At 68.9% G+C, this 12,980-nt stretch carries 11 protein-coding genes; 6 read left to right on the top strand and 5 right to left on the bottom strand.

Annotated elements, in window-relative coordinates; all coding sequences use genetic code 11:
• The first annotated feature begins 71 nt into the window (after window positions 1–71).
• Window positions 72–4,022, top strand: a complete 3,951-nt coding sequence (locus tag E8A74_RS10520; protein ID WP_136928823.1) for an isopeptide-forming domain-containing fimbrial protein — start codon at window positions 72–74, stop codon at window positions 4,020–4,022.
• Window positions 4,023–4,094: 72 nt separating this feature from the next.
• Here the strand turns inward: E8A74_RS10520 and E8A74_RS10515 are convergent, their stop codons facing one another.
• Complete coding sequence (locus tag E8A74_RS10515) at window positions 4,095–5,252, bottom strand: hypothetical protein (protein ID WP_136928822.1); 1,158 nt, start codon at window positions 5,250–5,252, stop codon at window positions 4,095–4,097.
• A gap of 196 nt (window positions 5,253–5,448) precedes the next feature.
• Here E8A74_RS10515 and E8A74_RS10510 point away from each other — a divergent pair, with 196 nt between their 5' ends.
• Window positions 5,449–6,003, top strand: coding sequence for a GNAT family N-acetyltransferase (locus E8A74_RS10510; protein ID WP_170229024.1), 555 nt, complete (start codon window positions 5,449–5,451; stop codon window positions 6,001–6,003).
• Between the two features lie 4 nt (window positions 6,004–6,007).
• On the opposite strand, the gene E8A74_RS10505 is transcribed toward E8A74_RS10510, so the two are convergent.
• Entirely contained in the window at window positions 6,008–6,886 is an 879-nt protein-coding gene (locus E8A74_RS10505; RefSeq protein WP_170229023.1) for a 1-acyl-sn-glycerol-3-phosphate acyltransferase, read from the bottom strand.
• Window positions 6,883–7,656, bottom strand: coding sequence for an alpha/beta fold hydrolase (locus E8A74_RS10500; RefSeq protein WP_170229022.1), 774 nt, complete (start codon window positions 7,654–7,656; stop codon window positions 6,883–6,885). The genes E8A74_RS10505 and E8A74_RS10500 overlap by 4 nt, the downstream gene beginning before the upstream one ends.
• Window positions 7,657–8,076: 420 nt before the next feature.
• Here E8A74_RS10500 and E8A74_RS10495 point away from each other — a divergent pair, with 420 nt between their 5' ends.
• Genes E8A74_RS10495 through E8A74_RS10485 form a run of 3 tightly spaced genes read left to right on the top strand, consistent with a single transcriptional unit; the run spans window position 8,077 to window position 10,239 of the window.
• On the top strand, window positions 8,077–8,568 hold the full coding sequence (locus E8A74_RS10495; protein WP_136928818.1) for a hypothetical protein: 492 nt from the start codon (window positions 8,077–8,079) through the stop codon (window positions 8,566–8,568).
• 31 nt (window positions 8,569–8,599) lie between these two features.
• Window positions 8,600–9,544: an ABC transporter permease gene (locus E8A74_RS10490; protein ID WP_136928817.1), complete on the top strand. Its 945-nt coding sequence runs from the start codon at window positions 8,600–8,602 to the stop codon at window positions 9,542–9,544.
• Complete coding sequence (locus E8A74_RS10485) at window positions 9,541–10,239, top strand: hypothetical protein (RefSeq protein ID WP_232379480.1); 699 nt, start codon at window positions 9,541–9,543, stop codon at window positions 10,237–10,239. Before E8A74_RS10490 ends, E8A74_RS10485 begins: the two co-directional genes overlap by 4 nt.
• Window position 10,240: 1 nt before the next feature.
• Here E8A74_RS10485 and E8A74_RS10480 read toward each other — a convergent pair whose 3' ends face one another.
• Both E8A74_RS10480 and orn read right to left on the bottom strand, forming a co-directional pair.
• The gene (locus tag E8A74_RS10480; RefSeq protein ID WP_136928816.1) at window positions 10,241–11,125 is read right to left on the bottom strand and encodes a hypothetical protein; all 885 of its coding nucleotides are present in this window, start codon (window positions 11,123–11,125) and stop codon (window positions 10,241–10,243) included.
• A 68-nt stretch (window positions 11,126–11,193) separates the two neighbouring features.
• Window positions 11,194–11,748 (bottom strand): oligoribonuclease, encoded by a 555-nt coding sequence (gene orn / locus E8A74_RS10475; protein WP_136928815.1) that lies wholly within the window; start codon window positions 11,746–11,748, stop codon window positions 11,194–11,196.
• Window positions 11,749–11,882: 134 nt separating this feature from the next.
• Between orn and E8A74_RS10470 the strand changes: the two genes are divergently transcribed.
• Entirely contained in the window at window positions 11,883–12,980 is a 1,098-nt protein-coding gene (locus tag E8A74_RS10470) for a cation diffusion facilitator family transporter (RefSeq protein ID WP_136928814.1), read from the top strand.

Genomic DNA, 12,980 nt, shown 5'->3' with positions numbered 1-12,980 from the left:
CGCGCGCATCCACTGCTGGTACGGAACTTGATCATAACCAACGTGACCATCCAATTGCTTGGAGAGGATGAATGAGAAGAAGAACGGCCCTCAGCGGTATCGTCGCCGCTCTCGCCTGCGTGACGGCGGGTACGGCGAGCGCAGCACCGTTGCAGCGCGTGCAGGTCACCCAGCGGGGTGACTTCGTCTTGATCGGCAACACGCTCGCGCAGGACTGCGGCGCCGGTGTCCCTACGCCCGACGTCGGGAACATCGGGATGTGTGGTACCAACACGACCGACAACGCTCCTGATGTCTTCTGGCGCGCGAACCCGTTGCTGGCGCCTGCCTCCGCCAGCGCGGACATCGCCGTGACCTCGGGTCTGGCGCGAACGACCGCGCACCTCACCATCCCGGCCGGCGCCACCGTCACGCACGCCTATCTCTACTGGGCGGCTCGGAGCACCAACGGAAATGCCGACACCACGATCACGCTCGATCGTGAGATGGGCCCCGATGGCATGTTCTCGGCGAACGTCACTGCCACCGACTTCAAGGTGGGTGAATCGCTCTCGAACATCCAAGGCTACTACCAGTCGGTCGCGGACGTCACCGCGCTCGTGCAGGCGAACGGCTCGGGGGCCTATCGCGTGAGCGGCGTGGACTCGGTCGAGCTGCTCAACCTCAGCAACAACTCGGTGTTCGCCGGCTGGTGGATGGTCGTCATCTACGAGCTCCAGAGCGAGCCGCCGCGCAACATCGCGCTCTTCGACGGCTTCGACGAGGTCAGCAGCGAGAACACCGAAGGCGTCACCGCGACGATCTCCGGCTTCAACGTGCCGCTCGCAGGCTTCAACGCGAAGCTCGGGGTCGTCGCGTACGAGGGCGACGATCAGCAGCAAGGCGACAGCCTGCTCTGGAACAGCATCACGCTCACGAACCCCGTCAATCCGGGGAACAACTTCTTCAACAGCACGCGCTCCTCCCTCGGCGCAGCCGTTTCGAACCTCGGCGATCTGCCGCAGCTCACGGGCGGGGCCCGGAGCATGAGCGGCATCGACCTCGACATCGTCGACATCACCAACGACGTGGTCCCCGGCTCGACGTCGGCCGATCTCGTCGCGAAGACGTCCTCCGACGGCTACATCCTCGGCGGCTTCATCACCTCGATCTCCACGCTCAAGCCCGACTTCACCACGTCCGCGAAGAGCGTGTCCGATCTCAACGGCGGCGTGGTCGATCCCGGTGACGAGCTCGAGTACACGCTCGTCGTCACCAACACGGGCGACGACACCTCGAAGGACACGATCCTCACGGACAAACTTCCCGCCGAGGTCACCTACGTCCCCGGCTCGCTCGAGATCGTCTCGGGCCCGAACATGGGCGCGAAGACGGACGCGACGGCCGACGATCAAGGCGACTTCGACGCGGGTTCGGGCACGGTCACCGTCCGCCTCGGCACGGGCGCGAACGCTACCCTCGGCGGCAGCCTCAACGTCGGTCAGTCGACCTCGGTCCGCTTCCGCGTCACCGTGAACCCCGGCGTCGGCGGCAGCATCCTGAACCAGGGCGTGATCAACGCGAGCGGCACGCAAGGCGCGCCCGCCGAGGACACGCCCACCGACGGCAACGGCGGCGACCCCGGCGCGCCTCCCACCGTGATCATCATCGACTCGGACGGCGACGGCCTCTCGAACGACGACGAGAACGCGGCCGGCACGAACCCGAACGACGCCGACTCGGACGACGACGGCGTGCCCGACGGCGACGAGCCGCAGTGGAACATCGACACGGACGGCGACGGCCTCATCAACGCGCTCGACCCCGACAGCGACAACGACGGCCTGCTCGACGGCACCGAGCTCGGACTCGATTGCTCGAACCCGGCGACCGACGCCTCGAAGGGCACCTGCGTGCCCGACGCCGACATGGGCGCGACGAAGACCGATCCGCTCGACGCCGACACCGACAACGGCGGCGTGGGCGACGGCTCCGAGGACGCGAACCTCAACGGCCAGATCGATCCGGGCGAGGGCGATCCGAACGATCCCTCCGACGACAACACGGTCACCGACACGGACGGCGACGGCCTCTCGGACAAACTCGAGGAGCAGATCGGCTCGGATCCGAACGACGCCGACAGCGACGACGATGGCGTGCTCGACGGCCAGGAGCCGAACCCCGCGGTCGACACCGACGGCGACGGCGTGCCCAACGTGCTCGACGCCGACAGCGACAACGACGGCCTCTTCGACGGCACCGAGCTCGGGCTCGACTGTTCGAACGCCGCGACCGACACGAGCGCCGGCACCTGCCGGGCGGACGCGGACATGGGCGCGACGAAGACGAGCCCGATCGACGCGGACACGGACGACGGCGGCGTCTCCGACGGCTCGGAAGACACGAACCTCAACGGCCAGATCGATCCGGGCGAGACGGACCCGAACGTCGCCGCTGACGACAGCACGAACACCGACACGGACGGCGACGGGCTCTCGGACAAACTCGAAGAGACGCTCGGCACGAATCCGAACGACGCGGACTCGGACGACGACGGCGTGCCCGATGGGCAAGAGCCGAACCCGGCCGAGGACTCGGACGGCGACGGCCTCATCAACGCGCTCGATCCCGACAGCGACAACGACGGTCTGCTCGACGGCACCGAGCTCGGCTACGACTGCAACGGGCCCGGGACGAACAAGGCCGTCTGCGTGCCCGACGCGGACATGGGCGCGACGAAGACGAGCCCGATCAACCCCGACACCGACGGCGGTGGCATCAAGGACGGCTCGGAGGACTCGAACCTCAACGGCCAGATCGATCCGGGCGAGAAGGATCCGAACGATCCGAGCGACGACAGCACCGTCGTCGACACGGACGGCGATGGCCTCTCCGACGACCTCGAAGAGTTCCTCGGCTCGGATCCGAACGACGCGGACTCGGACGACGACGGCGTGCCCGACGGGCAGGAGCCGAACCCGAGCGCCGATACGGACGGCGACGGCCTCATCAACGTGCTCGACGCCGACAGCGACAACGACGGTCTGTTCGACGGCACGGAGCTCGGCCTCGGCTGCGACAACGACGCGACCGACGCGAGCGCCGGCCGCTGCGTGCCCGACGGCGACATGGGCGCGACGAAGACGAACCCGCTCGACGCGGACACGGACGACGGCGGCCTCTCCGACGGCTCCGAGGACTGGAACCTCAACGGCGTCGTCGATCCGGGCGAGGGCGATCCGAACACCCCCGGCGACGACAACACGATCCTCGACACGGACGGCGACGGGCTCAGCGACGAGCTCGAAAACTTCCTCGGCTCGGATCCGATGGACGCGGATACGGACGACGACGGCGTGATCGACGGCAAGGAGCCGAACCCGGCCGAGGACACGGACGGCGACGGCATCAAGAACGTCGTCGACCCGGACAGCGACAACGACGGCTTGCCCGACGGCCTGGAGCTTGGTCTCGACTGCTCGAACCCGGCGACGGATCCGGCGGCGAACATCTGCAAGCCCGACGCGGACATGGGCGCGACGACGACGAGCCCGATCAACGCGGACACCGACCACGGCGGCATCGCCGACGGCGTCGAGGACGCGAACGGCGACGGCGCGGTCGACGGCGGCGAGACCGATCCGAACGACCCGAGCGACGACATGGCCTGCGCGACGGACGCCGATTGCGGCAGCGAGACGAGCGGCCTGGTGTGCAACCCGAACAAGGCTTGCGTCGAGGGTTGCCGCGGCGTGGGCGGCAACGGTTGCCCGACGGGGCTCGAGTGCACCTCGATGGACAGCACCATCGGGCAGTGCGTGGAACCGACCGGCGTGGGCGGCGCAGGCGGCGCCGGTGGCGCGGGTGGCGCCGGTGGCGCCGGTGGTGGTGGCACGGGCGGCGCCGAGCCGGACGACGGCATCGCGCTCTCCGGTGGCTGCTCGGGTTGCGCGGTCGCGTCCGACGACGACGCTTCGCGTGGCCTGCTCGCGGCGCTCGGCGCTGCGCTCCTCGCCTTCGGCCGCCGCCGTCGGCGCGCCTGAGACAAGGCAAAAGGGGCTCGGCCTTCCGCGCCGAGCCCCTCCTTCCCCCCGTTCATCCCTCCAAATCAGGGCTCACTTGCAGCAGAAGGTGACCGCGCCTTCCGGGCTGAGCTCTCCGGTCGGCTGGCCGCCCGTGGCGGTGCAGCCGCCGCTCGGCGTGGCCAGGACTTGCTGGATCGACCACGTGCTCGAGTCGAGCGACGCGCCCACGTTCCTGCACGTGTTGCTGTCGACGGCGATGGGATTGTCGCCGCCCTCCGTGCACATGTCGTAGTCGAAGAAGCGATACTGCCCGCCCGTGCACGTCGTCGGGGGCGCACACGAGCACGCGCTGCAGGCGCGCGTGTCCGTGGCGCTCTTGTAGCTCACCGTCTGTGTGAAGCCGTCGGGGCAGGCGTGATCGCCCTCCTGCCGGATGCACAGGCTCTCCGTGTCCATGGCGGGCTTCGGCGCGCAGGCCGCGCCGGCGCCGCATCCGCCGTTCGAGGTCTTCGCGGCGCACGCGAGGATCCGCCCGGCGAAGGGCTCCTTGTTCTGGAAATCGCTCACGGAGGGCGGACAGCTCCCGGGCGAGGTCACCATCGCGCTCCCGTTCAGGCGGCAGGAGAGCAGGGCTGCGAAGCCGAGCAGGTCCGTCGGTTTCACGCAGGTGGCGCCGCTCTGGAACGCGCTCGTCCAGCTCTCGCCGCCGCCGAAACAGTTGCCCGAGTTCGGATGACATTGCAGCCCCGGCATCGAGCACGCCCCGCCTTGCAGATCCCCGCAGGTACACGCCGAGCACGCGGCCGCGCCCGCGGGATCCGTGAAGAGCTCCTCGGGCGCAGGGCCGTTCCCGCAGGACGGGGGCGGCGCGTCGCCTTCCGCGGTCCACGCGTACGACCACCCCGCGGGCGCCTCGTCCACGCAGGTAAAGCCTGCCGTGCAATCGGCGTCCTCGCAGTCGACGTCGCCGTCGCCGTCGTTGTCCTTGCCGTCGAGGCAGTCCTCGGACCCGCTCATCCCGGCGCCCGCGCCGCCTTGCCCGCCGCCGTCTCCGCCTTGCCCGCCCCCTGCGCCGGCTTGCCCTCCGGCCCCGGCCGAGCCGCCCGTGTTCGTGCTGTTTCCTGCGCCGGCGCTCCCGCCGGTCTGGAACACGTCCGACGTCTCGGCGCCGCATCCGAAGAGCGACGCGCCGAGGAGAGTGAGCGCACCACCGGCAAGGGCGGTGGACGTGATGACAGAGAGACGCAATGTGCGACGAGGCCGAACGCGGGTGAACATGGCAAGCTCCCGGGTTTTTTGAAGGATTCGAACAGCCCCGAGAGATATCGTGAAACGTGGGATTCGAGAAGGATCGTCTTGAACGTTACTCCGTCCATTGCGCGAGAAGGCGACTGCCCTTAGCATCGCGCCTCTCCGGACCCCCACCGCGCTCTTTGCGATGACGATGTCCCTCTCTGCGGTCTCGCGTGCTTCCCAGGTCCAGCTCGTGCCGCCGCGCGCCGCGCATGCGCCGCTTTGGTTCGGCTGGCGGAGCGAGGCGCACGCCCAGCGTCACATGCCGATCGAGCCCTGGTCGGTGGATGCGCTGCGCCGCCGCCTCGTCGCGTCGACGCCGGACCTCGCGGACCCCGAGAAGCAGGAGCATCGCTGGATCGTGCAGTGGCAGGAGGAGTGCGTGGGGATCGTCTCGATCCTGCGGCCGAGCCTTCGCCTCGGCCACGCCGAGCTCTCCTACCACGTCGCGCAGGCCCACCATCGCCGCGGCATCGCCACGGAGGCGGTGGCGGCGCTCGTGGATCGGGTCTTCGAGCAGACGGACCTCGCGCGGCTCTTCGCGTACATCAGCGAGCCGAACCGCGCCTCGCGCAGGCTCGCGGAGAAGCTCGGCTTCGTGCACGAGGGCACGCTGCGCGAGCATTTCATGATCCACGGCCGCCGCATCGATCAGTGCGTCTACGGCCTGCTCCGCCGCGAGTGGAGCTCGCCCCGCAAGCGCTGAAGGATCAGCCGAGGACGGGGTACTTGCGTTCGTCGTAGAGCTCGCCGAGGCGCTTGCGCATGCGGCCGACGACGAGGTCGAAGCCGGCCTGCACGATCTCCGGATCGGAGGCGTCATCGGGGTTCAGGTCACGGCCGAGCGCCTCGGAGAGGTGGATCGGGGGCAGCACCTCGGTCGTGATCTTCGCAGGCAGCGGGATATGCGGCAGGAACGGCAGCGCCCACACGCCCCACGGCAGCCCTGCGAGCAGGGGCCAGACATCGGCGGAGCGGACGATTTTCGGGATGCCGAGCATCTTCGCGAAATCGTGGCCCCCCGATAGAACGACGACGGTCTCGTGCGAGCCGGCGGAGACCACGGGCGTGATGGGCAGCCCCCAGCGGATCGCCTGCGCGATGAAGCCCTTGCGGCCGCCGAGGTCGATGTTCTTGCGGTGCCAGAACGGGCGGAACGACTCGCGCGCGGCGCCGGGGAAGATCAGGACGGATTGCCCGCGCTCGAGCACGGCGTCCATGGCCTTGCGGTCGGCGCGGAGCAGGCCCGAATCCGCGAGCAGGCGGGAGAACGGATCCCACAAGCTGTGCAGGAGATCGTGCGTGAGGACGTAGAGCGGACGATCGAAGCCGAAATGGTCGTACCAGTGGACGCCGAGGCAGATGCCATTGATGGGCAGCACGCCGCCGTCGTGATGGGCGACGAGGATCGTCTGTGACGAAGGGAGCCTTTCGGCGCCGCGTATCTCGCTGCGAAAGTACGATTTCACGATCCGCGAGAGGATGCGGTGCGAGCGACGGACGACGTCGCTGCGAATCTCGGGAACGATGTGCCCGTGTCTCCGGGTGCTTCGTGACGCGCTCGAATGCTGCGCGACTGCGGATTTCATGCGGGGGCCGTCCTGGTCACCTCGGGCACGATCACAGAGCCGAAAAAGCCCTCGATCGTCCGGACGACCTCGTCCGGGCATTCGATCATGGGCAAGTGGCCGCACCCAGGAATGACTCTCATTATAACCCTCGGTAGCTTGGCTGCCACCTCCGCCGCGCTCTCCTGTGGAATCAGCCGGTCTCGTTCTCCCCAGACGACCAGGACTGGCATGCGGAAGAGGTGCGCATTCTCCAGGATCGTCGGGGACACCAGATCCTTTGCCAGGTCGTGAAACACCTTCGCCATTTCATCCATGGTCGGGCGAACCGGTCTGTCGAGGGAGTCTTTCACGAATTTCTCGGTATACGCGTTTCGCGCGACGAACACGTGATCGAGCATCGGCATCGCGAGCCGATCGAGCGTGCGCGACAAGAGCCAGGGCTGAAGGAGCGTCTCGGCGAGCCACGGCGTTCCAGGCGGGTACCGGCGCATCCCCGCCGAACCGATCAGCACGAGCCGCTCGACTCGATCCGGCGCTTGGAGCGCTGCCCGCGCCACGACCTGCCCCCCGGCCGAGTGCCCGATGAGCGTCACCCGGTGCATCCCGCGCGCATCCATCCATTCCAGGAGCGTATCGGCGTACCCCGCGATCGTGTTTCGCGTCGTCGGTTTGTACGAGAGCCCGCAGCCCGGAAGATCGAGCCCTGCCAGGCGAAATCGCCCGGCGAGGGGCTTCATGAGATGCTCGAAGTGCGTGAAATCACCCACGAGTCCGTGGACGAACACCACGCCTTCACCCTCTCCGGCGTCGAAGTAAGCGACGTTCCCACGGCGGAGCGCGGCGAAGCGCGTAGGGAACGGAAACGACTGCGAACGCCCCTGGCCCTGACCACCGGATACGACCACGGGCCCGAGGGTAGTGACGAGGCGAGCGACGTCGAGCGAAACCATTCGGCGTGACGCACCTCCGGGTCGGGGCGCGCGTCGCGCCGAACCCGTGAAATATTGCCCACATCACGACACGACACGAAGGAAAGCTTTTTCGTAGGGTGCCTCGTGGGGGCTCGACGGCGCGCCCACACCGAAGTACATACGCCGCTCGCTCGGCCTCGATCCGGGGCTGGAACGGGCAAAATGACACCTCCTCGAAATCGGCGAAGGTCGGCCTCTCCTCGGGTGGAATCGGAAAACCACGGCGAGCCGGGCTTCGTGCACGCAAGCCGCGATGCGCAGGTCGATTGGGTCTTCGAGATCCTGTTCGGCAAGGGCGCGCTCGACAGGGACGACGCTGTCGGGCAAGCGCTCGACGCGCTCGTCCTGCTCGGTCTCGCCGACGAGGAGGACGAAGCCAAGAAGGCCAAAGCGCGCGTCGCCGTCGAGCGAGCGATCGACAACGGCCTGCGCGTGGGGCGCTTCGATCGGCCGAAGCGTGGCCAGATCCGGGCCATTCGTACCGACGCGAAGGATTATTCGTCCGAGGATTGGACGCTCTGCCTGATGAACGCGCTCGACCGCGAGCCGACCGATCGCGACGCGGCCTTGCGCTTCGCGGCCTACTGGGCCGCGTCGAACACGGGTCTGGCGTTTGCGCGTTTGCAGCGCGGCGGGTCGATCCTGACGGGCCTCGACGGGGCGCTCGAGTCGGCCCTGCGGCGGGGCCGCTTCCTCGACGTGGGCGGCGGCTGCGTCCGCAAGGTCTGACAACCGATCGCTTCGTGATACGTTCCGCGCCATGTTCGGCCGGATCGGCGTCATCGCCCTGAACACGTACCGCGAGTCGGTGCGCGCGCGCATCTTGCTCGGGCTCGCGGTCATGGCCTTCTTCGTGTCGCTCTACGCGCTCGTGGTCGGCGCCTTCACGCTGAAGAACGCGCCGCGCGTCGTGAGCGACCTCGGCGCGGCCTCGATCTCGCTCTTCAGCTTGCTCGTGGCGATCGTCATCGGCGCGACCTCGCTCTACCGCGAGCTCGAACAGAAGACGCTTTTTCCCATCCTCGCGAGGCCGATTCGCCGCGGCGAGTACCTCGTCGGCAAGTACCTCGGCACGCTCCTCACGATCGGGGTCTTCGTCATGGCCGACGCGGGCCTCGTGCTCCTGCTCAGCGCGGGCCTCGGCGCGGGCGACGAGGTCGCGCATCTCTATCGTATCGGGGGCGCCGCGCTCGGCTGGCTTTTGCTCATGGGCCTCGTCGGCTGGAAAATCCCGGCGATGCGCACCTATGGCGTGATCCCGTGGGCCGCGGGCATGCTCGTGCTCGGCGTCGTGCTCTCCGGCGTCGCGCCCGACGAGCGGCGCGTGGTGCTCGCGTCGGGCGCGCTCACGATCCTCGAGATCGCCATCGTCGCCGCGGCGGCCACGCTTTTCTCCTCGTTCTCCACGCCCTTCCTTTCGGCGCTTTTGACGCTGGGCGTGTGGATCGTGGGCCGGCAGGCGGACAGCTTGGCGCGGCTGCCCGTGAAGCAATTCGGACAGACGATTCACGACATGGGTGTCGGGCTTTCGAAGATCGTCCCGAACCTGCAAATTTTCGTGCCGCCGCGTCCGCTGCTCGTCGGCGAGGCGATCGACGTGAAGCTCTCTTCGTACCTCGGCATGGCTTCGCTCACGTCGCTCGGCTGGTCGATCGGCCTCCTGGCCGTGGCTGCGCTCGTCTTCAACGAGCGTGATTTTCTGTGAGCCACGCGGCCCCTTCGCCCCCGATTTCGCCGGCGCGCGCGCGCTTCGTCACGCGGGTCGTACGCGCGCTCGGGGCCGCGGCGATCGTCGGGCTTTTGCTCGGCGCGGTGACGGCGCGTGTCGTGTGGTCGGGCGAATCGGAGATCGCCGAGAGCACGGCGGCCTTGCGGCGCGGCGATGCGTACGAGGCGACGGTGCGGGCGCGGAGGGCGGCGGGCTGGTATGCGCCGGGCGCGCCGCACGTGCGGGTCGCCTACGAGCGGCTCGCGTCGATTGCTACGACGGCGGAAGGTCTCGGCGATCGGGATCTCGCGCTCCTCGCCTGGCGCGGCGTCCGGACGGCGGCGATCGAGACGCGCTGGCTGCTCGTGCCGCACCAGGAGGACCTCGACCGCGCGAACGTGGCCATCGCGCGGATCGAGGCCGCGGCGCCGCGCCCGCCGGGCACGCGGACCGAGCCGCCGCAGCGCATCGAGGAGAAGCAGCTCGCGGCGTTGCTTCGGGACGAGGCGCCGCGCACGCCGTGGGTCGTGCTCCTGCTCGTCTCGTTCGTCGCGTGGGCGGGCGGCGCGGCGTGGGCCGTGCGCCGTTCGAGCGCGTCGCCGGGCGACTTCGATCTCGCGCGGGCGCGGGCGGGCGTCTTCGTCGCGCTCGTGGGTGTTTTCTTGTGGGTGCTCGCGCTCTGGCGCGCGTGATTCAGGGTTTGGCGAGGCCCATTTCCGAGGCCACGCCCGTCCCGGGCGAGGACGCGACGACGGGCGGGGGCAGGAGCTTCGGCCTCGGCTGCATGCCGTGCGTGGCCTCGGCGAAGGCGACGAGCGCGTTCGTCTGGACGTGCACGCGCTTGGCGAGCGAGCGCGCCCCGTCCGCCGCGATCTTCCCTTGCTCGTCGCGGTGCGAGCGCGCCGCGCCGATCATCTGCTCCTTCTTCGACACCTGGAGCGGCTCGGTCACCGAAAACAGGATCGTCCCCGTGCGTACGTCGAGGAAATCGGCCTGGGCGATCCCCTGGCTCTCGACCGTCACGCCGGGCGCGAGGAACATGCCGATCACGGTTGGATAGAGCCACGCCCAGCCGTTCAGGTGCGTGCTGTCCTCGAAGCGCTCCGAATAAAGGACGAGATACCGGAGCCGGTAGCGGGCGGCGATCACGCGCAGCCCCTCGATTCCGCCCACGTTCGGGAGATCGGTCGAGATGTCGGTGACCTGCGAGAAATGGGGGTTTCCCGCGAGGGCCTTGGCGAAATGGTGCGACGCGGTGTTGCGGAGGCCGAGGGAGGGCGCGCCCTTCGGGTCAAACGGTTCGGCCAGGGGAATCACGCCGATGCGGGCGGGGAGCTGCAGATCGATCGGGGCTTCGAGCACGGTTTGCAGGTCCTGCTCGGTGAGCGCGCCGGTGACGTCTTTCGTGAAGTACGAGCGCTGGAGCGGGGGCGCGGCGGGCGCGACCATTTCGGGCCGCGCGGCGGCGTAGGCCTGGGGGTCGGCCATCGGCGAAGGTGCGCCGCCGCAGCCGGCGAGGAGGGCGATCGAGGCGAGGACGGGGGCGATTGTCGAGGCGAGGCGGGTGCGGGCGATCATGGCGGGTTCCGTTCTCCGTGGCGTGTGCAGGAGAACGAGGCCCGAGGCTTCGCCTTACACGGCGATCTTCAGGTCCGCGCGAGGGGGGCGAAGAGCAGCGATCGATAATGGGCGAGCTCCTCGATCGATTCGCGGATGTCGTCGAGCGCGCGGTGCGTCTCCTTCTTCTTCGGCGCCTGCCGCTCGGGACACCACCGCTTCACGAGCTCCTTCAGCGTGGACACGTCGATCATGCGGTAATGCAGGTGCGCCACGAACGCGGGCATGTAGCGGTCGAGGAACTCGCGGTCCTTCCAGACGGAGTTTCCACACAGAGGCGCCGTCCCTTTCGTCACGTGCTTCTGCACGAAGGCGAGCGTCTGCGCGGCGGCGTCGTCGAGGGTGACGTTCGAGGCCGGGATCCGTTCGAGCAGCCCCGAACGCGCATGCAGGTCGCGGACGAAGTCGTTCATGGTGGCGAGCACCTCGGGCGGCTGGTGGATGACGAGGTTCGGGCCCTCCTCCACGACGCGGAGGTTACAGTCCGTGATGATCGTCGCGATCTCGACGATCGCGCAGCGTTGTGGATCGAGCCCGGTCATCTCGAGATCCACCCACACGAGGCGGTCCGACGGTTCGGCCATGGGGCGGAGCATAGTCAACGAAGCCCGTCCCCCGCCAAGTTTTGACCCGCTCGGCCCGCCCGAGCGCAGGGCCCAGGGCCCGAGCGCGTCGATCGGTGTCTTCGCCCGCGCGTGGATGGACTACCCTCCCGGCCATGGCCCGTGCGGCGCATCCCGACGACCACGCGCATCACGACCACGCGCATCCCGACGGTCATGAGCACGATCACGATCACGACCACGCGCACGACGATCACGACCACGCGCACGACAAACGCACGAAGGGCCACGCGCACGACGACCACGACCACGGCCACGCGCATGGCCTGAGTGAGCTACGGCGCACGCCGATCCGACGGCTCGTCGTGGCGTTCACGATCACCGCGGGCTTCATGGTCGTCGAGGCGATCGTCGGCTTCCTGTCGGGCAGCCTCGCGCTCCTCGCGGATGCGGGCCACATGCTCGCGGACGCGGCAGCGCTCGCGCTGGCCATGATCGCGCAGCGCATCGCGTCGCAGCAGCGCACGCGCGCCCGCACGTACGGCTATCGCCGCGCGGAGGTGCTCGCGGCCTTCGCGAACGGCGTCGCGCTCGCGCTCACGGCCGTGTGGATCTTCGGCGAGGCCGTGCAGCGCTTCCAGGAGCCGCGCTCGATCGACGGCACGGCCATGACGGCGACCGCGGTGGGCGGCCTCGTGGTCAACCTCCTCGCCGCGGCGGTGCTCTCGCTGGGGGACAAGGGGCACAACATCAACACCCGCGCCGCGCTCGCGCACGTCCTCTCCGACGCGCTCGGCTCCGTCGGCGCGATCGTGGGCGGCGTGCTCGTCCTCTCGCTCGGCTGGACCCGGGCCGACCCGGTCATCAGCGGCGTCATCGCGCTCTTGATCTGCTGGGGCGGCTTCAAGCTCGTGCGCGACACCTCGCACGTGCTCATGGAGGGCAGCCCCATCGAGGTCGACATCGCGCACGTGGAGGAGACGCTCCTGCAGGTGCCTGGCGTCGTGGGCTTCCACGACCTGCACGTCTGGTCGATCTCCGAGGGCTTCGACGTGCTCACGGTGCACATCGTCATCGCGCGCGGCTTTCACGGCACCGACGTCGTCCAGGCCGTCGCCGCGCGCATGCGCGAGGCCCACGGCCTCGAGCACTGCACCATCCAACCCGAGCCCTCGTCCGAGCCCCAGCTCGTCCCCCTCCGCCGCAAATCCCAGCCGGAAAACCCTTCGACCTCCAACGAAGGGAAGAACTGA

Source organism: Polyangium fumosum, from assembly GCF_005144585.1.
GTDB classification, from domain to species: domain Bacteria; phylum Myxococcota_A; class Polyangia; order Polyangiales; family Polyangiaceae; genus Polyangium; species Polyangium fumosum.
The sequence above is the reverse complement of the archived record's forward strand: the minus strand, read 5'-3'. Positions and strand labels throughout refer to the sequence as shown.